This is a genomic window from Ruegeria sp. AL7, from assembly GCF_056536105.1.
Window position 1 is genome coordinate 2224983 of the sequence record NZ_JBQFJF010000001.1, and the last position, 19046, is coordinate 2244028.

Here is a 19046-nt window from a genome sequence, read left to right on the forward strand (position 1 = left end):
ACTGCACATGGACAATCCCGAAAGGGCGCGCATAGTGCAGGGCATGACAAAGGCATCTGACATTCTGATCGTGGGCGGCGGGCTGAACGGCCCGGCTTTGGCTTTGGCTCTGGCACAAACCGGACATTCGGTCACAGTGATTGATGCGCTTGATGTGAAGGTCCGCAAGAATGCGGCGTTCGACGGGCGAGCCTATGCGCTGGCCTTGGCATCACAGCGCTTGCTGGCTGCCATCGGTGTCTGGGACCGCGTTGCGGAACACGCCCAACCGATGCTGGAGATCAAGGTCACAGACGGCCACGCCGGTACAGGCCCGTCACCGTTTTTCATGCATTTCGACCACGCCGAAATAGAAGAAGGCCCGATGGGGTATATGGTCGAAGACCGTCACCTGCGCCGCGCCTTTCTGGACGCTATGGCCGAAGAGCCCCGCATCACTCAGCTGAGTGGCAAGACTGTTGTGTCGCAACAAGCCGACACCACTGGAGTGACCGTGACGCTGGACGATGGTTCGACTGTGAACAGCAGCCTGCTGGTTGGGTGTGACGGCCGCCACAGCGGCACCGCGCGCCGCGCAGGTATCAAGCGCACAGGTTGGGAGTATGGCCAGACCGCACTTGTCTGCGCAATTGAACACGAGTTGCCGCATCACGGCATTGCCCATCAGTTCTTTATGCCACCGGGCCCCTTGGCGATTCTGCCGCTGACCGGCAATCGCAGTTCCATTGTATGGAGCGAACGCACCGAGGCCGCGCAGCAGATCAACGCCCTGCCCAAGGATGAGTATCTGCAAGTGCTACGCCCGCGGTTCGGTGATTTCCTCGGTAATATCCGCCTGGCCGGAGATCGTTTCACCTATCCTTTGAACCTGACCATCGCCAATTCGTTTATCGCTGATCGTCTGGCACTGGTCGGGGATGCTGCTCACGGGATGCACCCGATTGCCGGTCAGGGCCTGAACGCCGGTTTGCGTGACGTCGGCGCGTTGGCAGAGGTTCTGACCTTGGCAGGACGGCGCGGCGAAGACATCGGATCGCTTATGGTGCTGGAAGGCTATCAGGAATGGCGCAGGTTCGACACCGCTGCCCTTGCGATGGCAACGGATGTCTTCAACAAGCTGTTCTCGAACGACAACCCGTTGCTGCGCATTGGGCGCGACGTTGGTATGGGAATTGTCGGCGCACTGCCGGGGTTGCGGCGCGGTTTCGTCCGCGAAGCCGCGGGTTTGACCGGAGATTTACCCAAGCTGTTGCAAGGGCAGCCAATTTAGTTCAGCTGCCGTGCCTCGTCGACCAACATGACCGGAATGCCGTTGCGGATGGGAAAAGCCAGACCTGCGGCCTGTGACACAAGTTCCTGCCTTTCGGCGTCATAGCGCAGGGTCGTTTGCGTCTGCGGGCAGACCAGAGCTTCGAGCATACGGCGATCAAAGGCGTGTTCAGGGTCAGTCATTGCAGTTTTTCCTCATTCGATCCGCCTCGCATTGCGAATTCTATCAATGTCATCAGCGTCTCGCGCCGTGTGCGCAGGCAAGGGGCCTCTAACAAGGCCTGTTTATCTTCCGGATCGAAGTCCAACAACATGGACAGCGAGTTCACTAGTAATTCATCCTCGGCATCTTTCAGCGAATCCCAATCGGTGGACAATTGCCGGGACGAAAAGAAGCGTTCCAGCAAAGCCAGGAACTTGGTGCGGTTGAATCTGTCGTCGTTTTCGGCCTTGCCCAGATCCCTGTCAAAGCCGTCCCACGAGACTTCGCATCGCCGGTATGGCGTGAAAGCGTCCAACTCTGACACCACGCGGAACCGGGACACACCGGTCAGCGTGATCAGATAACGACCATCTTCCGTTTCGGAAAACTGGGTCACACGCCCGACGCATCCGATGCGGTGCAGTTTGTTCTCATCATGGGCCGAAGGATTTGGCTGGACCATCGCAATCAGCCGTTCCTTGGTCTTGAGCGCATCGTCCAGCATCTGCAAATAGCGCGGCTCGAAGATGTGAAGCGGCAAGCGCGAGCGGGGCAACAACAGCGCCCCGGGCAAGGGGAAAACGGATACGGTGTCCGGCAGATCAGCGGGATGCATCATGCCCCAATTCTAGCTCTGATCAGCAATTAGGCAAATATCATCGAGCTGAGTTTGCGACGACCGTTCAGAACGATCGGGTCATTGGGCTTGAGCGCGTCAAAGATCGTGAAAAGCTGGGCCTTGGCGGCCTCGTCATCCCACTCACGATCCCGGCGGAACAACTCCAGCAATTGCGCTACGGCTTCTTCCACTTCGCCGTTCGCGTGCAATGCCTGCGCCAGATCAAACCGGGCCTGATGATTATTGGGATCAGCATCAACGGCAGCTGTCAGATCCGCCACCGGACCTGCATCAGCCGCCTGCTTGGCCAGCTGCAATTGCGCATGCGCAGCCTCGACCTCGGCCGAGTTGGATATTTCGGCGGGTGCACCGTTCAGGATGGCCTCGGCATGTTCCAGATCGCCAGTGGCGATATGTGCCCGCACCAGCCCGCCATATGCTGCCGCGTGGTTCGGGTCTTCGCCAAGAATGGCGGCAAAAGTCTGCGCAGCATCTGCCGCTGCGCCGTCGCTCAGCATTTCTTCGGCGGCTATTACGGCGTCATCCAATTGGCCGCCCGGGCTTTCCCCACCTGACGCCTCGATCACGCGATCCACGAAAGCCTTGATCTCGGACCCCGGCAGCGCGCCCTGAAAACCGTCGACGGGTTGCCCTTTAAAAAACGCGTAGACCGTTGGAATCGACTGGATGCGCATCTGCGAGGCGATCATCTGTGCCTCGTCCACGTTGATCTTGACCATCTTCACCGCGCCTTTGGCGGCGGTAACCGCGTCTTCCAGCATCGGGCCCAGCGTCTTGCACGGGCCGCACCAGGGTGCCCAGAAGTCAACGATAACAGGCGTTTCCTGCGAGGCTTCGATCACATCGACCATGAAAGTGGCCTCGGTCCCGTCCTTGATCAAATCGGTGGCTGGGGCGGCTGCGCCGTTCAGGATGTCCATGGCAATCACTCTTTCGTTCGAACTTGCGCTCTATATGCAATCGCTTGTCGCAGAAACCAAGGGCAGAGTTTCAGTTCAGATGTCGAAAGTCGCAAAGACCGGCGCATGATCGCTGGGCTTCTCCCACCCACGCGCATCCCGCAGAATGCGACTGGAATGACCCGCATTCGAAATATCGGGCGTGGCCCAGACATGATCCAGCCGCCGCCCCTTGTCTGCCGCATCCCAGTCGCGGGCCCGGTAGGACCACCAGCTGAAAAGCTGCCCTTCGGGAATATCCTGCCGGGTGATATCGACCCAACCACCCGCGTCCTGGGTCTCGGCCAGATGTTCCACTTCAATCGGAGTGTGCGAGACGATCTTGAGCAATTGTTTGTGCGACCAGACGTCATCTTCTCGCGGAGCAATGTTCAGATCGCCGACGAGGATGGATTTTTCCGGCTTTTCCGCGTGGAACCAATCGCGCATGCCCGTGAGATAGTCGAGCTTTTGGCCAAATTTCTCATTCACTTCACGATCTGGCACATCACCGCCAGCGGGAACATAAAAGTTGTGGATCGTGACACCATTCTCCAACCGCCCGGCTATGTGGCGTGCGTGGCCGAGATCTGCGAAATCCATGTCGCCCACCTCCTCTATCGGCAGGCGGGACAGGATGGCGACGCCATTATATCCTTTCTGGCCACGGGCAATCATGTGGGTATAGCCCAGCTCCGCGAACCCTTCGGTCGGGATCTTTTCAACCGGAGACTTGCATTCCTGCAAACACAGAACATCCGGTGCCTCTTCTTCCAACAGTTTCAGCACGATAGGTTCGCGCAGTCGGACCGAGTTGATGTTCCAGGTGGCAAGTGTGAAGGGCATGGCGAGGATTCCTCTGTCGCGATTTGGCGAAGGTTAACGCGGTGGGGGATGGGGTACCATCAGAAAAGAAAATCTAGGACGGGTGGCTTTCATTTTGGGGGGCATCATCGCAAATCTCGTACCAGTCCGGTTTTTCCGAAACAAATTCGTGAAACTGAACTTTCTGCTCTAACCCGGTATCCAGTGCATTTGCTGCGATTGGAAAACTATCTGCTTCTGAAATGATTTCGCCCAAAGATGTCCCGCATTTCGTGCAGAAACACCTGCCGTATTTGTAGGGCGGATCGGGCTGGTGCAGTGTTACGTTTTCCCTGCCCCGAACCCACACCAAGTCTTCTTTGTTGACAAATACGACTGTGCTGGCCCCGGCTTTTCTGCATCTTGAGCAGTGGCAGGTTCCCATCACGGATGGTTGAGACTTCAGGTTAAACTTCACCGCCCCGCACAAACAGCTTCCTTCAATCATCACGCGCTCCTCCAACCTTTCGCGAGAAATAGAACATTACAGGAACATTCAGGGTTTCGCAACGCCTGTGACGGTACAGGCGGCACATGATTTCGTCCTTCGGAAAAGAAAAAAGCCGGGCCATTCGGCCCGGCAGTCCAACAGGGAGGTGCATGTCATAACCCGGACATGCGCGGGTTGGGAGTAACCTAATTATGAGTACAGGGTATCACTTTGATCCAAGTCAATCCACACCCAGTTAAGACACTAGCCTATATCCACCGGATTCTGTGACCAAAAGGCGCGCATTTGACGGATCGGGCTCAATCTTCTGACGCAGGCGGTAGATGTGGGTTTCCAGCGTATGCGTTGTAACACCAGCATTATATCCCCAAACTTCGTGAAGCAGCACATCCCGCGCCACCACGCCGTCGGTCGAGCGGTACAGGAATTTGAGGATGTTGGTTTCCTTCTCGGTCAGGCGGATTTTTCTGTCCTCTTCCGTGATCAGCATCTTCATCGCCGGTTTGAACGTATAGGGGCCAAGTACAAATACTGCGTCCTCGGATTGTTCATGCTGGCGAAGCTGCGCACGGATACGTGCCAGAAGCACCGGGAACTTGAATGGTTTCGAAACATAGTCATTCGCGCCGGCATCCAGGCCCAGGATCGTATCGGCATCGCTGTCATGACCGGTCAGCATCAGGATCGGGCTTTTGACACCCTGTTTGCGCATGAGGCGGCACAGTTCGCGCCCGTCGGTATCCGGCAGACCCACATCAAGAATGACCAGGTCATAGATCGCTTCGCGCGCGCGCTCCATGGCAGAGTGACCGTCTGACGCCTCAAACACGTCAAAGTCTTCGGTCATGACAAGTTGCTCGCTGAGCGCCTCGCGCAGGTCCTCGTCATCGTCCACCAGCAGGATTTTCTTGAGTTGAGCCATTTCCCGGTCCTCCAAACGCTTTTCCATCACTTGCGCGTGGAATATGCAATCAACAAGATTTGCTGCAACCGTTTCACGCCTTCGTGTCAGAGTTCGCGGAAATGTTTCACATTTCCTTTCGAAAGGGCTAGGAGAAAGATTGAGCGTTATAGGGTAACATTGATGAGTCTCATCCCCGATATCACGGAACTTCTCGCCCGGGCCCGGGCCGATCTGCGCATGGGCGTTCCCGTTGCGCTGACCGATGACAGTGGCTTCAGCGTGCTTGCGGTTTCTGCCGAAACGCTCAGCCCGCAGCGTCTGGCCGACCTGAAAAAACTAGGGAATCCGGTGGTGGCCATAACTGGGCGACGCGCTGAAACCCTGAAAGCGCGGGCATACGACGGGGATCTGGCGCGGGTTTCGATCCCGGCGGATGCAGATATCGCATGGGTACAGGCGGTTGCTGATCCTTCCGACGATCTGAACGCGCCCATGAAGGGCCCGTTGATGACCGAGCGGCACGGCAATGCCAATCTGCACCGTATCGCAATAGCATTGGCCAAATCCGCGCGCATCCTTCCCGCTGTGGTCGTGGTGCCTGTCGAGGACGGCAGGGCATTTGCCGCTTCGCTCGGTTTGACCTGCATTGATCACACGCGCGCCACGCCTCATCTGGCGGATCGCAGTACTTTGCACGAAGTCGTCGCGGCCCGTCTTCCGATGGAGGTGTCCGAAGCCGGTCGGTTACACGTCTTCCGACCTGAAGACGGTGGTGAAGAGCACTACGCCGTCGAGATCGGGCGCCCGGACCGCGACAAGCCTGTGCTAGCCCGATTGCATTCTGCCTGTTTCACCGGCGATCTGATGGGAAGCCTGAAATGTGACTGCGGCCCGCAACTCCGCGGTGCCCTGGCACAGATGGGGGCAGAAGGTGCAGGCGTTCTTCTGTATCTGAATCAGGAAGGGCGCGGTATCGGTCTGGCGAACAAGATGCGCGCTTATTTCCTTCAGGATCAGGGTTTTGACACCGTTGAGGCGAACCACAGGCTGGGTTTTGAGGATGATGAGCGTGATTTTCGGCTTGGGTCGGACATATTGAAGTCGCTGGGTTTCAACTCTGTCCGCTTGCTGACCAACAACCCGGCCAAAATCGCCATGATGGAACGGACAGGTATCGCAGTAACCGAGCGTGTCCCTCTGAAGGTTGGCGAAACCTCCCACAACCGGGGATACCTGGCGACCAAGGCCAAGAAGTCAGGGCATCTGCTTTGACCCCAAACGATCTTGTTCTAACCCCACGAGGCATCCGGTTTCTTGGCAGGGTGTTTCCCTGTTCCGTGGGCAAAGGCGGGTTGAGCAACGCAAAACGCGAAGGCGATGGCGCGACCCCCACCGGATATCATCGAATCGTCGGCATGCTATACCGGGCCGACCGAATGGCCGCCCCCAGCAAATGGGCCCGTGCCATTGGCCCACGAGACTTGTGGTCTGACGACGTGTCTGAAAGCAGATACAACCACATGGTCAGCGCACCCTATGCATTCAGCCATGAAAAGCTGCGCCGCGCCGACCCGTTATATGACCTGATTCTGTTAACCGACTGGAACTGGCCAAACGCCGTTCCGGGCAGAGGGTCAGCGATTTTTCTGCACCAATGGCGCAGACCCGGTTATCCTACAGAAGGCTGCGTTGCCTTTCGCCGAGACCATCTGCACTGGATATCACAGCGCATTGCCCCCGGATCATGGCTGATCATTCCTGAGGTTTAACCCGTTCGCCAAAGATGGCCGAGCCAACACGGACGTGGGTTGCGCCCAAAGCGATGGCCTGTTCGAAATCGTGACTCATCCCCATAGACAATCCATCAAGCCCGTTACGTGCAGCGATTTTGGCCAATAGCGCAAAGTGCAAAGCAGGCTCTTCATCGACCGGAGGAATGCACATCAATCCACGCACGGGCAGATCCAACGACCTGCACTCGGCAATGAAACTGTCCGCGTCCGCAGGAAGGATACCGGCCTTTTGGTCTTCCTCACCGGTGTTGACCTGAATGAACAGGTTCGGGCAGTTTCCCATTTCCTGTGCCAAACGCGCCAGTGTGTTGGCCAGTTTGGGTCGATCTACCGAATGGATCGCATTGCACAGTTCCATTGCGTGACGAGCCTTGTTGGTCTGCAACGGGCCAATGAGGTGCAGATCAATACCCTCGAACTGTTCTTTGAAAGCGGGCCACTTGCTTGCCGCCTCCTGCACGCGATTCTCGCCAAAACATCTGTGCCCTTGCTCTAGAACTGCCTGCACCCTGTCATTCGGCTGCACTTTGGACACAGCAATCAGTTTGACGGAACCTGCCGGTCGGTTCGACTTGGCTTCGGCTTTGGCGATACGTGCGGTGACGTCTTGCAACGACATGGGACCCTCATCCTGTTTTGCGCAGAAAAACACCAAGTCGACACAAAAGAAAAGGGCGAGTCCGAAGACCCGCCCTTAAACCTTGCGGTTCAGATCAGCTTAGAAGTTGAACTGAGCACCGAAGTCAGCAACGAAGGTCGAGTCTGTGCAGCTGTCACAGTCGTTGACACCGATACCACCGCGCAGCGATGCACCGCCGCCCAGGTCGTAGATCGCGCCAAGAGCAACCTGCTGAGTATCAGCAGATGCGTTACCGTCGCCGTAAGCGAAGATCAGGGTTGTTGCGGCGCCAACGTTGTAGGTTGCCGACAGACCCCATGCGGTGCCGTCAGTTGCTGCAACCTGAGTTGCGTCGTCTGCAACAAACAGAGTACCGCCGAAGTCACCCCATTCACCACCCAGGGTCAGAACGGTCAGGCTCGGATCGCTTACACCAGCAACACCAGCGTCGGTCTGGCCGTAGGCCAAAGCAGCTGTGATGTTGTTGAAGGTGTAGGTTGCGCTGATGTCCCAACGGTCTGCGTCCATAGGCACGCCGTTCAGAGCTACAGTCGCTTGGTCGTACGATGCACCAAACGAGAAGTCACCAACCGAGTACTGGAAGAACACGGCGTTCGAACCCGAACCGGTCGAAGTGTAGCCCAGGAAGTTGTAGTTAACACCCGAGTACTGACCTGCGAACAGCTCAAGACCAACTTCGTTGCCGTAGTAGTTTGCCAGGTTGTCGAAGGCACCTGCAACGTTACCGGCGTCAACACGCAGGCCACCGTAGATGACCGAGAAGCGTGCACCGTTCAGACCAGCGCGGTTTGCTTCGCCGTTGCCGCTGTTTTCGTCAGCTTGCAGACGAACGCGGCCTTCGAAACGAACGCCACCGTCGGTTTCTGCAGAACCGTCGATGTTCAGACGGAAGCGCGAAACCAAGATCGCGTCGTCAGTTTGAACAACAGCCGTACCAACGCCTGGCGCGGTACCGGTTGTCTGGACGTTTACAACGGTACCGCTACGATCTTCAACGTAACCAATACCAAAGCGGCCATAACCGCTGAAGTTAACTTCAGCTGCTGCAACGCCTGCGGTCGCAATCAGCGCCGTCGATGCGAAGAGAACTTTTTTCATCTTGTTTCCCTCGGTTTCAAAAGAGTTATCTACTCGACATATGCCTCGGCACATGTCTCAGCACGGACACCGTTTCGCTCTTTTTGCCCCCTTTGCGCAAGCTTGGCATAAAGACGTCGGCGTCATTGAGGTCAAATTGGTGCAAGGATGCCACAGTCAGTTTTCGCCCCGATGCAGCTGATACACTTACATTTCAGAAGAATGGGCTTGTTGCAGCGGGGGTCCTTGGCTAGGAGTATCCCCTGAATACTGTAGAACAAGTGAAACAGGACCTGTTTGCAATGCGCCTGCCGACGATTTTGGGAATGATCCTGCTGACCGCTGCTCTTTCGGCATGTGGGCAGAATCGAAACGCTTCGACAACATACTCCCCCAACATCGCTGGCGGCAATTCGGACGAACAAGAGCTGAATGACCCCGATCGGGCAACTATCTGGGATATCTTTGACCGCAGCACCGCCGAGCAGACCACAAACGTAAACCGGTATCTGTGGGCGGCTTCACTGGATGTACTGAGCTTCCTGCCCGTGCAGGAGGTTGATCCGTTTACCGGTGTAATCGTAACGGGTTACGGCACACCTCCGGGCGGTGGCCGATCCTACCGGGCTACTGTTCATATCAGCGATCCGGCGCTTGCCGCGCGCTCGTTGTCGGTAGCGCTTCAATCGAGCGGAGGGGCCCCGGTGAGTGCGGCAACATCCCGCGCAGTCGAGGATGCGATTCTGTCGCGCGCCCGACAGCTACGCATAGCGGACAACAAGTTCTAGCAACCCGCCGAAAATCACAATATTACCACGCCGGGTTCCTACCCGGCGTTTTCATTCACGAAGGACCGCAAAATGTCGCGCTACTCGGCCACCGAAATCGAAGCAAAATGGCAAGAGGCCTGGGACAAGGCCGGGATCTTCACCGCCAACCACAAGGCGGACAAGCCGAAATACTATGTGCTTGAGATGTTTCCCTACCCGTCTGGCCGAATCCATATGGGGCATGTGCGCAACTACACGATGGGTGACGTCATCGCGCGGCACAAATTGGCGACGGGTCACAACGTGCTGCACCCGATGGGCTGGGATGCATTCGGGATGCCTGCGGAAAATGCCGCGATGGCTATCGGGGGTCATCCGAAGGACTGGACCTACAGCAACATCGCAGACATGCGCGATCAGATGAAACCACTTGGCCTGTCCATCGACTGGTCACGTGAGTTCGCGACCTGCGACCCCGAGTATTACGGCCAACAACAGGCGCTGTTCCTCGATATGCTTGATGCCGGGCTGGTCTATCGCAAAAACGCTGTGGTGAACTGGGACCCGGTCGATATGACCGTTCTGGCCAACGAGCAGGTTGAAAATGGTCGTGGCTGGCGTTCGGGCGCATTGGTAGAGCGGCGCGAACTGACCCAGTGGTTCTTCAAGATCTCGGACTATTCCGAAGAATTGCTGGACGCGCTGGACACTTTGGACAACTGGCCCGCCAAGGTGCGCCTGATGCAGGAGAACTGGATCGGCAAGTCGCGCGGTCTGCAATTCGGCTTTGAACGCACTGATGGCGGAGAGCCGATCACCGTTTATACAACCCGCCCTGACACGCTGCTGGGCGCATCTTTCGTTGGCATCTCGCCCGATCACCCGATCGCAAAACAGCTTGAGGCCGAAAACCCCGAAGTGGCTGAATTCGTGGCCGAATGCCGCAAAGGCGGCACCACGGAAGAAGCCATAGAAACCGCAGAAAAGCTAGGTTTTGACACAGGCATCAAGGTCAAGCACCCGCTGGACCCGAGCTGGGAACTGCCGGTCTGGATCGCCAATTTCATCCTGATGGATTACGGCACTGGCGCAATCTTTGCCTGCCCTGCGCATGACCAGCGCGACCTCGACTTTTGCCGCAAATACGGCCTGCCTGTGGTCGACACATTCTTTGCACTGGATGACGGCACGCCGGTCGACAAAATTGCATTCGTTCCGCCGAAAACCGAGAAGGTTCGCTGGGTGAATCATTTTGCAGGTTTGACCGAGGCGACAGGCGAGGAAGCCATCAACGCCACCGTCGATTTTGCTGAAAAAGCCGGTTGGGGCGAGGGTGTCACAAAATACCGTTTGCGGGACTGGGGACTCAGCCGCCAGCGCTATTGGGGGTGTCCGATTCCCGTCGTGCATTGCGAAAGCTGCGGTGTGGTGCCCGAGAAGAAAGAAAACCTGCCGGTCCGCCTGCCCGACGATGTGGCATTCGACAAACCCGGCAACCCGCTGGACCGCCACCCGACCTGGCGCGATTGTTCCTGCCCCTACTGCGGTGCTCCGGCCAAGCGCGAGACCGACACGATGGACACGTTCGTCGATTCGTCGTGGTATTTCGCGCGCTTTACCGCTCCGCGCGCGGAAACGCCTACCGATCTGGCTGAGGCCGAGTATTGGATGAATGTCGACCAGTATATCGGCGGCATTGAACACGCGATTCTGCACCTGCTTTATTCCCGGTTCTTTGCGCGGGCGATGAACCTTACCGGCCACCTGCCAAAAAAGGCTATCGAGCCGTTCGATGCGCTGTTCACGCAAGGCATGGTGACGCATGAGATTTACCAGACGCGCGACGCCAACGGTCGGCCGGTCTATCACCTGCCCGAGGATGTGACCGACGGCAAACTGGCCGATGGTACTGAGGTCGAAATCATCCCTTCGGCCAAGATGTCGAAATCCAAGAAAAACGTGGTCGATCCAGTCAGCATCATTTCAGCCTTTGGGGCCGACACGGCCCGCTGGTTCGTGCTGTCCGATTCGCCACCCGAGAGAGACGTGGAATGGACGGCGGCAGGGGCCGAAGCCGCCTATAAGCATCTGAATCGCGTTTGGAACCTGTGTGACAGGATCGGTGCCATGGAGGCCAATGCAGCGGGCGAAGGCGATGAGGACCTGTTGCGCGAGATGCATAAAACCATCCGTGACGTGACATTGGGTGTTGAAAGCTTTGGCTTCAACGCCGCCATCGCCAAGCTTTACGCTTTCACTAATACGCTGGCAAAATCCAAGGCCGGTGCGGCGGCTCAGAAACAAGCGATCAAAACACTGGCCCAGTTGATGTCACCGATGACGCCACATCTGGCGGAAGATATCTGGGCGCATCAGGGCGGTGAGGGCCTAGTGGCTGTCGCCCCGTGGCCCGTCGCGGATGAGGCGATGCTGGTTGATGACACCGTCACCCTGCCGATCCAGATCAACGGGAAGCGTCGCGCGGAAATCAGCGTTCCGAAAAATATGGACAAAGCCGAGGTTGAAAATATCGCGCTTAGCACCGAAGCTGTCCAAAAGGCGCTGGATGGCAACGCGCCGAAGAAAGTTATCGTTGTTCCGGGCCGGATTGTGAATGTCGTTGTTTGATCGCAGAACATTGCTTGTGATGCCGCTGGTACTGGCTGCCTGCGGCTTTCAACCGGTTTATGCTCCGGGCGGGTCGGGTTCTGCCTTGTTCGGCCGGGTGGCGGTGTCTGCGCCAAATACCGTCGAAAGCTATCTTCTGGTTCAGAACCTTGAACAGCAACTGGGCCGCAGCGCGGGCTCTGTCAGCGATTACACTCTGGATGTTCAGGTCTCGACCGAAATCCGCGGCGCGGCCATAACCACGACGAACGAGACAACGCGGTACACGATTGATGGACGGGCGCAATACGCTTTGAAATCCAACCAAACCGGGCAAGTCACTGCGTCCGGCACCGTAACCGATTTTGTGGGCTATTCTGCTTCGGGTTCCACCGTGTCGACGCTGGCTGACGAACGCGATGCGAAAGAACGCCTGATGGTGATCCTGTCCGGGCATATCGTGAACCGCCTGTATTCAACACCGGGCTTGTCCAAATGAAGTTGAGCCCGCGCGAGGCTGACGGGTATTTCGCCAAGCCGGATGCGGACAAGACCGGGCTGCTGATCTATGGTGCGGATGCCATGCGGGTGGCGCTTAAGCGGCAACAGGTTCTGGCCGCACTGCTTGGTCCCGGCGCGGAAGAGGAAATGCGCCTGACCCGCCTGCCGGGTGGTGACTTGCGCGGCGATCCGGCGTCGCTGCTGGACGCGGTCAAGGCGGTTGGGTTTTTCCCCGGCCCGCGCGCGGTGTTTGTGGAAGACGCCACCGAAACCGCCGCGCCTGCGATTCTGGCCGCGCTTGAAGATTGGGTCCCCGGCGACGCTCAGATCATCGTGACGGCTGGTCAGCTGAAACCAAATTCGAAAATCCGCAAAGCGTTCGAAGGGCATCCCGCGGCCTATGCGATAGGTATTTATGACGACCCGCCATCGCGCGCAGAGGTCGAACGGGTTCTGGCCGAAGCACATCTGAATAACATCCCCCGCGATGTCATGTCTGCCATCAACGAACTGGCCAACAGTCTCAGCCCTGGTGACTTCACCCAAACCATTGAGAAACTGTCGCTTTACAAGCGCGGTGACAACTCTGAGTTGACCATGGAAGACATCGAAGCCTGCGCCCCGCGTTCGACCGAGGCGGCGCTTGACGACGTGCTGAACGTGGTTGCAGAAGGCCGCTCCGGTGAGATCGGGCCGCTGATCCGGCGGTTGCAGGCACAAGGCACCAACGGGGTAACCCTGTGTATTGGGGCAACCCGGCATTTCCGCACACTTTATGCCTGCGCCTCGGATCCCGGTGGTGCTGCGCAGGGTATCGGTAAGTTGCGTCCGCCAGTATACGGGAAACGCCGTGACCGTATTCTGCGTCAGGCACAGGGCTGGGGGGCGCCCAAGCTGCAAACTGCGCTGACCGTTCTGACGGATACCGACCTCTCCCTGCGATCCGCCGGACAGACAGCCCCCTCAATGGCTCTGGTTGAGCGTGCTATGATTCGTCTGGCGATGCTTGCGCGGTCGCGCTGAGTTATCTGACCTGATCCAGCCTATCGGCAGCGGCCCGACCGGCCCAGCGACCCGTGGCAAGACAGGCCGTCAAAAGATAGCCCCCGGTTGGCGCTTCCCAATCCAGCATCTCACCTGCGCAGAATACACCCGGAATGGTTTTCAGCATCAACCCGTCATCCAACGCGGATCGTTTCACGCCGCCTGCCGTCGAAATGGCCTCATCCATCGGTCGCAGCCCCGCGTGCAGGATTGGCAGTTTCTTGAGAACCTCCACTTCGCCGGGCAGCGGCAACTGACTGCGTTTTGCCATCTCGTGAAACACGGCAATCTTCTGCGGTGACAGGTTCAACGATTTTCTCATCCATTGCGAAAACGTGGTTTTCGACTTTCTGGACGACCATCTCGCCCGCAAGGATTGCAGGTCCAGATCAGGTGCCAGATCGACATAAAGTGGCTGCCCATTGCGCAAAGCAGGGGTGAGGGTGTAAAGCCCGCCTCCCTCCAGCCCGGTTGCCGAGATTGCGGCCTCGCCGCGGCTATCCTGGTCACCGGCCATCCACCGAACCGATTTCAGCGCCGCCCCGAAATGTGGCTGCATATGAGGGCTCCAGTCCACCGACAGGGCTGAATTCGCAGGTTCGAACCGTGCCAGTTCCACGCCCCTGCTGGACAAGATTTGCGCCCACTGACCATCCGACCCAAGGCGGGCCCAGCTTGCCCCGCCCAGCGCCAGAACGGTTACAGAAGCAATCAGGTTTTGCGGCCCGTCCGGGGTCTCAAATACCAGCGCATCAGCTTCCCAACCTTTCCATCGCCAACGGGTTTTGATCTCAACCCCTGCTGCGTCCAGTCGCGCAAGCCATGCGCGCAACAAGGGCGACGCCTTCATGGTCTCGGGAAAAACCCGCCCGGTGGAGCCCGTGAATAATGTCTGGCCCAATCCACGCGCCCAGTGCTGCACGGCTTGCGCATCAAAGGCGGTGATCATCGGGCACAACCAGTCCGCCGCATTGGCATACGACCGCATCAGTGTCTCAGGCGGTTCGTCCTTTGTCAGGTTCAGCCCCGATTTACCTGCCATCAGAAATTTGCGCGCAACCGAGGGCTTGGCTTCGGCAACCAGTACGGAATGCCCGGCCTCGGCCAGTTGCTCGGCCGCCATCAACCCTGCGGGGCCTGCTCCGATCACCACTGCCTGCGCCATTCGCACCCTCTTGCCTTCGCCATCCATCGGCGCAAGTTTCAAACCATCATGGCGAACAACGATCCGATCTGCCCGCTCTGCGACCGCCCAATCCCCAGCGGGGGTGGCAGCCTGCATCATCTGATCCCAAAACTCAAAGGAGGCAAGGGCGGACCCACCGTCCTTCTGCACCAGATTTGCCACAAAGAAGTGCATGCCACTCTGACCGAGGCCGAACTGGCGCGCAGTTACAACACGGTCGCAGCCTTGCGCGCGCATCCCAGGCTTGAGAAATTCCTGATCTGGGTGCGTAAACGCCCACCCGGATTTCGGTCGAAAGTTCCGGGCAAGCGACGCAACAGGTGATCAGCCAGGCAGGACCGGATCGCCAAAGGCGTCTTTCAAAGGTGCGGCCAACCCCTCGACTTCTATTCCCTGGTAATCCGGTACGGGCGCAAACTGCGCACCCGCAAGATGCTGGAACTCCAATGTCGTATACGGTCGCTTCCACAACCATTCGCGATTCTCGACGGCCCACAAATCGGGGTTTGGAGGGGTTTCGTCGGTAAAGGCGTAGAAATGCAGATCAAAGCCATGGGGGGCCACCTCCTGCATCGACAGCAAGGACATACCTTGCGCGCGCCAAAACGCGTCCTCACCCGCAATATCACCGGTTCGAAGGGTTATCTGACCGATCCGGGCCTGCGCAAACGGAGCATCCGGATCTGCAACCTGCACCGGTTTGTTACCTTCGAAATCATGTTGCAGCAATTCGACGACAAACCCTTCGGGATCAGCCAGATGGCACATATACCCGATATCCAAAAACTGGCTCGGCGTGCTTACCGCAGTACCCAGCGCGCGCAGATGCGTTGCCGCAAGATCGACATCAGGAACGGTAATTCCGATCTTCCAATATCTTTGGCCCCGGTCATGGGTGTATCCCCCACCACCCGGCAACAGCAGAAGGTCCGCATCTTCCGAGTTGTAGCCGACGCGGCAACCTGACCCCTGCCGGTCAACCCGCATACCCAGAACGTCGCGATAGAATAGGGCCAGTCCTTCCGGGTCAGCGACCCGCAACCGAACGGCCGAAATCCTCATGAACACATCCTTGCGATATCCCTGGCGACAACGGGGTCAGCGTTCACGCTGTCTGCCACAAAGTCACGCGCGGTTTGCATCAGATGATCGGGCTCGACGATCCGGTCAACCAGACCAAAGTCATACGCCTCTTGCGCGGTGATCTTCTGACCTGCCATCAGGATCAACTTGGTTCTGGCCGGGCCCACCAAAGCCGCTAGCCGTTTCGGATCGGACGGTTGCGGCAGGAACCCCAGCTTCATCACCGGATAGAAGAACTTGGCTGTTGGCACCGCAATGCGAAGGTCACAGGCCAAAGCCATGCCATTGGCCCCGCCAGCCAAAGTTCCGTTCAACGCAGCAATGGTCAGACAAGGCAATGCGGCGATGGCACCGGACAGTCTTTCCCAGACGTCAGAGGTGGCCAGACCGGCGCGCGCCTCATCCAGATCGGCCCCGGCGCTGAACACTTTGCCCGCGCCCGTCAGGATCAGCGCCCGCGCGCTGGTTGCGGCCTCGGCAATCCCGACCAGTTCATTTAGCATCGCTCCGGTCAGGGCGTTTGCCTTTTCGGGATTGTTGATCGTAACGACCCACAGGCCATCCTCTTTCGTCAGGTCAATCATATCAACCCGACCCTTTTTCGGATGTCTTCCAGACGCAGCGAGATTTCCGTTCCCAAATACTCATCCGCGTCCTTGGAACACATCCACAACAGGGCACGCGCAGGCCAGTCTGCGGGAATATGCGCGTCCCAGTCCAGTTGACTGACCGGATTGATGCCGCTTGCCTTGATGGACCGCTGCATATCCGTGGCAACCGTCCCCGGCGACAGCCCCATGGCGCGAATACCGTGTTGGGCTTCTTCCAGATGCAGGCATTCCGTCAACATTTTTGCCCCGGCCTTTGACGCGCAATAATGGCTCCACGCCTCAACCGGGTTGGACGCCGCGCCGGACGAGACGGTCAGAATGCTTCCACCCCCGGCGGCCCGCATCACAGGCAATGCCGCACGCATCCCGTAGAAAACACCTTTGAGGTTGATGTCGATGGCTTTGCTCCAGGCCTCAGGATCGGCGTTGGAAAGATGAAAGATTGGATCGATCACACCGGCATTGCCAATCAGAACATCCAGCCCACCGAACCGATCCACACATGTGGCCACAGCCTGCTCGACCTGCGCGAAATCGCTGACATCGCAGGCCAGCGCAATGGCCTGATCACCCAGTTCAGCGGCCAAGGCATCAATCTGATTTCGGCCGCGGGCCACTAATGCGATATTGGCCCCGGCTGCGGCAAAAACGCGCCCCGCTTCGGCCCCTATGCCACGACTGGCCCCGGTTATCAGAACTGTTTTCCCCTGCATTCGCCTCTCCTCACGCATTGTTATCGATCCCGGCAACAGCCGTAACGCGGAAACGGGGAAATGGTCCAGCCCTTGCCCCCTTGACGATAGGTGCCACAACCCCGACCATGCGCCGCAAATTGATCAAGAAGGGTTACCTTATGTCCGTTTTCCTCCACCGCAGCTGCGGTGCTGTTCTGGCTTACGCCGTTGCGACCCAGGGCGCATTCGCCGACCTTACTGCAAATGATGTCTGGTCCGACTGGCAGAGCTATTTCACTTCAATGGGCTACACCGTTACAGGTGACGAAAGCATCACCGGTGACGTCACCACTATTTCGAACATGACACTTTCTTTGACCTTTCCGGAAGAAGACGGGCAGTTCCAGATGGTCATGCCTGAAATGACGCTGACCGAAAATGGTGACGGAACCGTTACCATCGGACTGCCCGAAAGCTTTCCCATGGATGTCACGGGAACAGCCGACGATGAAGAGTTTGCAGCCAAAGTGATTTATTCGCACAGCCAGCTGAACATGGTCGTTTCGGGTACACCCGAAGACATGACTTATGACTACACCGCTGACAAACTGGGCATTGCGCTGGATTCGATTGAAGTCGATGGCGAACCGCTGCCGAACGAGGTTTTCAGCATCGCGGTCGAGGCAGGTGATCTGGCCGGTCGGTCGCGGATGCAAATCGGCGAACACCGAAGCATCACCCAGACATTCAACAGCGATACACTGACCTATGACCTGAACTTTCAGGATCCGGAAAACGGTGAAAGCGGGCTGATCAATGGCCAACTGGGCCAACTGGCCTTTGAAGGCGAAAACGTGATCCCGCTGGATTTTGACATGTCTGATCCGCAGGCGTTTTACCAAGCGGGTTTCGCCTTTGATGGCACGTTTACCTATGCATCCGGCAGCACCGATCTGAGCGGGACCAGCGAAGGCCAGGCGTTCTCGATGAACAGCACCTCGGAAGGTGGACGCTTTGCCGCCAGCATCGACGCCGAGCGTATCGCCTATGACATCGCGCAGAACAGCACCAAACTGGCGGTTACAACAGCAGACCTGCCATTCCCGATCGAGTTGTCCATGGCCAGCGCAGGGTTGAATTTCGAATTCCCGATCCAGCAATCGGACGAAATACAGCCCTTTGCATTTGGCCTCAACATGACCGAATTCACCATGTCTGATGTCCTGTGGGGCATTTTTGACCCGGCAGGCGCGCTGCCCCGCGATCCGGCGACAATTGCGCTGGACACGACCGGCACGGCAAAAGTTCTGATGAACATCTTCGATCCAGAAATCGACGTCGAGTCGGACGAAGCTCCGGGTGAGCTGCATTCGCTGAAAATCAGCCAGCTTCTGGTTTCGTTGGTTGGTGCCAAACTGACAGGTGATGGCGATTTCGCCTTCGACAATTCGAACACAGAAGAGTTTGGGGGAATGCCCAGCCCAAGCGGCGTGGCGAACCTGAAACTTGTTGGCGCCAATCAGCTGATCGATACGCTGATCGGCATGGGCCTCATTTCGGATGACGATGCGCTGGGCGCGCGGATGATGATGGGTCTGATGGCGGTCCCCGGCGATGAGCCTGACACCCTGAACTCGACCATCGAATTCACCGAAGACGGCCAGATTTTGGCGAATGGCCAGCGTATCAAGTGATACCTATCTGAAAGGGCCGCGAAGTGCGGCCCTTTCCATTCCTGGGAACCTTGTGCAAAACTTGGTAGCGGCATGGATTAATCACGATCCACACAGCC

The 19046-nt window shown here is 57.8% G+C and carries 21 protein-coding genes; 9 read left to right on the forward strand and 12 right to left on the reverse strand.

What is annotated here, in order from left to right:
• The first annotated feature begins 7 nt into the window (after positions 1-7).
• Complete coding sequence (locus ACR3E2_RS11225; RefSeq protein WP_480484105.1) at positions 8-1270, forward strand: FAD-dependent monooxygenase; 1263 nt, start codon at positions 8-10, stop codon at positions 1268-1270.
• Here ACR3E2_RS11225 and ACR3E2_RS11230 read toward each other — a convergent pair.
• From ACR3E2_RS11230 to ACR3E2_RS11255, 6 genes are all read right to left on the reverse strand, one after another.
• On the reverse strand, positions 1267-1452 hold the full coding sequence (locus ACR3E2_RS11230) for a Trm112 family protein (RefSeq protein ID WP_480484106.1): 186 nt from the start codon (positions 1450-1452) through the stop codon (positions 1267-1269). The genes ACR3E2_RS11225 and ACR3E2_RS11230 overlap by 4 nt on opposite strands.
• Complete coding sequence (locus ACR3E2_RS11235; protein ID WP_480484107.1) at positions 1449-2090, reverse strand: LON peptidase substrate-binding domain-containing protein; 642 nt, start codon at positions 2088-2090, stop codon at positions 1449-1451. The genes ACR3E2_RS11230 and ACR3E2_RS11235 overlap by 4 nt, the downstream gene beginning before the upstream one ends.
• Positions 2091-2116: 26 nt before the next feature.
• The gene (gene trxA, locus ACR3E2_RS11240; RefSeq protein WP_480484108.1) at positions 2117-3031 is read right to left on the reverse strand and encodes a thioredoxin; all 915 of its coding nucleotides are present in this window, start codon (positions 3029-3031) and stop codon (positions 2117-2119) included.
• A 75-nt stretch (positions 3032-3106) separates the two neighbouring features.
• Positions 3107-3895, reverse strand: coding sequence for an exodeoxyribonuclease III (locus ACR3E2_RS11245; protein WP_480474141.1), 789 nt, complete (start codon positions 3893-3895; stop codon positions 3107-3109).
• Between the two features lie 73 nt (positions 3896-3968).
• The gene (locus tag ACR3E2_RS11250; RefSeq protein WP_267364337.1) at positions 3969-4361 is read right to left on the reverse strand and encodes a GFA family protein; all 393 of its coding nucleotides are present in this window, start codon (positions 4359-4361) and stop codon (positions 3969-3971) included.
• A gap of 238 nt (positions 4362-4599) precedes the next feature.
• Positions 4600-5286: a response regulator transcription factor gene (locus tag ACR3E2_RS11255; protein WP_171724917.1), complete on the reverse strand. Its 687-nt coding sequence runs from the start codon at positions 5284-5286 to the stop codon at positions 4600-4602.
• 162 nt (positions 5287-5448) lie between these two features.
• Here ACR3E2_RS11255 and ribA point away from each other — a divergent pair, with 162 nt between their 5' ends.
• Positions 5449-6540: a GTP cyclohydrolase II gene (gene ribA / locus ACR3E2_RS11260; RefSeq protein ID WP_480484109.1), complete on the forward strand. Its 1092-nt coding sequence runs from the start codon at positions 5449-5451 to the stop codon at positions 6538-6540.
• Positions 6537-7037, forward strand: a complete 501-nt coding sequence (locus ACR3E2_RS11265) for a L,D-transpeptidase family protein (protein ID WP_480484110.1) — start codon at positions 6537-6539, stop codon at positions 7035-7037. Before ribA ends, ACR3E2_RS11265 begins: the two co-directional genes overlap by 4 nt.
• On the opposite strand, the gene ACR3E2_RS11270 is transcribed toward ACR3E2_RS11265, so the two are convergent.
• Positions 7021-7680: a YggS family pyridoxal phosphate-dependent enzyme gene (locus ACR3E2_RS11270; protein ID WP_480484111.1), complete on the reverse strand. Its 660-nt coding sequence runs from the start codon at positions 7678-7680 to the stop codon at positions 7021-7023. The two genes, ACR3E2_RS11265 and ACR3E2_RS11270, sit on opposite strands and share 17 nt — an antisense overlap.
• Before the next feature lie 99 nt (positions 7681-7779).
• Positions 7780-8799 (reverse strand): porin, encoded by a 1020-nt coding sequence (locus tag ACR3E2_RS11275; protein ID WP_480484112.1) that lies wholly within the window; start codon positions 8797-8799, stop codon positions 7780-7782.
• Between the two features lie 281 nt (positions 8800-9080).
• Between ACR3E2_RS11275 and ACR3E2_RS11280 the strand changes: the two genes are divergently transcribed.
• From ACR3E2_RS11280 to holA, 4 genes are all read left to right on the forward strand, one after another.
• Positions 9081-9566, forward strand: coding sequence for a DUF3576 domain-containing protein (locus ACR3E2_RS11280; RefSeq protein WP_480484184.1), 486 nt, complete (start codon positions 9081-9083; stop codon positions 9564-9566).
• 72 nt (positions 9567-9638) lie between these two features.
• Complete coding sequence (gene leuS, locus ACR3E2_RS11285) at positions 9639-12176, forward strand: leucine--tRNA ligase (RefSeq protein ID WP_480484113.1); 2538 nt, start codon at positions 9639-9641, stop codon at positions 12174-12176.
• Positions 12163-12654 carry an LPS assembly lipoprotein LptE gene (lptE, locus tag ACR3E2_RS11290; RefSeq protein WP_480484114.1) on the forward strand — a complete coding sequence of 164 codons (492 nt, stop codon included), beginning with the start codon at positions 12163-12165 and terminating at the stop codon, positions 12652-12654. Before leuS ends, lptE begins: the two co-directional genes overlap by 14 nt.
• Entirely contained in the window at positions 12651-13679 is a 1029-nt protein-coding gene (gene holA, locus ACR3E2_RS11295) for a DNA polymerase III subunit delta (RefSeq protein WP_480484115.1), read from the forward strand. Before lptE ends, holA begins: the two co-directional genes overlap by 4 nt.
• Position 13680: 1 nt before the next feature.
• Here the strand turns inward: holA and ACR3E2_RS11300 are convergent, their stop codons facing one another.
• The gene (locus ACR3E2_RS11300) at positions 13681-14865 is read right to left on the reverse strand and encodes a TIGR03862 family flavoprotein (RefSeq protein ID WP_480484116.1); all 1185 of its coding nucleotides are present in this window, start codon (positions 14863-14865) and stop codon (positions 13681-13683) included.
• 48 nt (positions 14866-14913) lie between these two features.
• Here ACR3E2_RS11300 and ACR3E2_RS11305 point away from each other — a divergent pair, with 48 nt between their 5' ends.
• Positions 14914-15210, forward strand: a complete 297-nt coding sequence (locus tag ACR3E2_RS11305; RefSeq protein WP_209599595.1) for an HNH endonuclease — start codon at positions 14914-14916, stop codon at positions 15208-15210.
• Here the strand turns inward: ACR3E2_RS11305 and ACR3E2_RS11310 are convergent, their stop codons facing one another.
• From ACR3E2_RS11310 to ACR3E2_RS11320, 3 genes are read right to left on the reverse strand one after another with little or no spacing between them, the layout of a single operon-like run.
• Positions 15211-15948, reverse strand: coding sequence for a VOC family protein (locus ACR3E2_RS11310; protein WP_480484117.1), 738 nt, complete (start codon positions 15946-15948; stop codon positions 15211-15213).
• Positions 15945-16553, reverse strand: a complete 609-nt coding sequence (locus tag ACR3E2_RS11315; protein ID WP_480484118.1) for an enoyl-CoA hydratase/isomerase family protein — start codon at positions 16551-16553, stop codon at positions 15945-15947. Before ACR3E2_RS11315 ends, ACR3E2_RS11310 begins: the two co-directional genes overlap by 4 nt.
• Entirely contained in the window at positions 16550-17293 is a 744-nt protein-coding gene (locus tag ACR3E2_RS11320; RefSeq protein ID WP_480484119.1) for an SDR family oxidoreductase, read from the reverse strand. Before ACR3E2_RS11320 ends, ACR3E2_RS11315 begins: the two co-directional genes overlap by 4 nt.
• Before the next feature lie 140 nt (positions 17294-17433).
• Here ACR3E2_RS11320 and ACR3E2_RS11325 point away from each other — a divergent pair, with 140 nt between their 5' ends.
• Entirely contained in the window at positions 17434-18948 is a 1515-nt protein-coding gene (locus ACR3E2_RS11325; RefSeq protein ID WP_480484120.1) for a DUF2125 domain-containing protein, read from the forward strand.
• The last annotated feature ends 98 nt before the right edge of the window (positions 18949-19046 follow it).

Bases quoted from the DNA above. Each gene is read 5' to 3' on its own strand.
- ACR3E2_RS11245 (WP_480474141.1), bottom strand. From the start codon at position 3,895: ATGCCCTTCACACTTGCCACCTGGAACATCAACTCGGTCCGACTGCGC.
- ACR3E2_RS11275 (WP_480484112.1), bottom strand. From the start codon at position 8,799: ATGAAAAAAGTTCTCTTCGCATCGACGGCGCTGATTGCGACCGCAGGC.
- ACR3E2_RS11225 (WP_480484105.1), top strand. From the start codon at position 8: ATGGACAATCCCGAAAGGGCGCGCATAGTGCAGGGCATGACAAAGGCA.
- ACR3E2_RS11305 (WP_209599595.1), top strand. From the start codon at position 14,914: ATGGCGAACAACGATCCGATCTGCCCGCTCTGCGACCGCCCAATCCCC.
- leuS (WP_480484113.1), top strand. From the start codon at position 9,639: ATGTCGCGCTACTCGGCCACCGAAATCGAAGCAAAATGGCAAGAGGCC.
- ACR3E2_RS11325 (WP_480484120.1), top strand. From the start codon at position 17,434: ATGTCCGTTTTCCTCCACCGCAGCTGCGGTGCTGTTCTGGCTTACGCC.
- trxA (WP_480484108.1), bottom strand. From the start codon at position 3,031: ATGGACATCCTGAACGGCGCAGCCGCCCCAGCCACCGATTTGATCAAG.
- ACR3E2_RS11230 (WP_480484106.1), bottom strand. From the start codon at position 1,452: ATGACTGACCCTGAACACGCCTTTGATCGCCGTATGCTCGAAGCTCTG.
- ACR3E2_RS11300 (WP_480484116.1), bottom strand. From the start codon at position 14,865: ATGGCGCAGGCAGTGGTGATCGGAGCAGGCCCCGCAGGGTTGATGGCG.
- holA (WP_480484115.1), top strand. From the start codon at position 12,651: ATGAAGTTGAGCCCGCGCGAGGCTGACGGGTATTTCGCCAAGCCGGAT.
- ribA (WP_480484109.1), top strand. From the start codon at position 5,449: ATGAGTCTCATCCCCGATATCACGGAACTTCTCGCCCGGGCCCGGGCC.
- ACR3E2_RS11235 (WP_480484107.1), bottom strand. From the start codon at position 2,090: ATGATGCATCCCGCTGATCTGCCGGACACCGTATCCGTTTTCCCCTTG.
- ACR3E2_RS11315 (WP_480484118.1), bottom strand. From the start codon at position 16,553: ATGATTGACCTGACGAAAGAGGATGGCCTGTGGGTCGTTACGATCAAC.
- lptE (WP_480484114.1), top strand. From the start codon at position 12,163: ATGTCGTTGTTTGATCGCAGAACATTGCTTGTGATGCCGCTGGTACTG.
- ACR3E2_RS11310 (WP_480484117.1), bottom strand. From the start codon at position 15,948: ATGAGGATTTCGGCCGTTCGGTTGCGGGTCGCTGACCCGGAAGGACTG.
- ACR3E2_RS11270 (WP_480484111.1), bottom strand. From the start codon at position 7,680: ATGTCGTTGCAAGACGTCACCGCACGTATCGCCAAAGCCGAAGCCAAG.
- ACR3E2_RS11280 (WP_480484184.1), top strand. From the start codon at position 9,081: ATGCGCCTGCCGACGATTTTGGGAATGATCCTGCTGACCGCTGCTCTT.
- ACR3E2_RS11255 (WP_171724917.1), bottom strand. From the start codon at position 5,286: ATGGCTCAACTCAAGAAAATCCTGCTGGTGGACGATGACGAGGACCTG.
- ACR3E2_RS11250 (WP_267364337.1), bottom strand. From the start codon at position 4,361: ATGATTGAAGGAAGCTGTTTGTGCGGGGCGGTGAAGTTTAACCTGAAG.
- ACR3E2_RS11320 (WP_480484119.1), bottom strand. From the start codon at position 17,293: ATGCAGGGGAAAACAGTTCTGATAACCGGGGCCAGTCGTGGCATAGGG.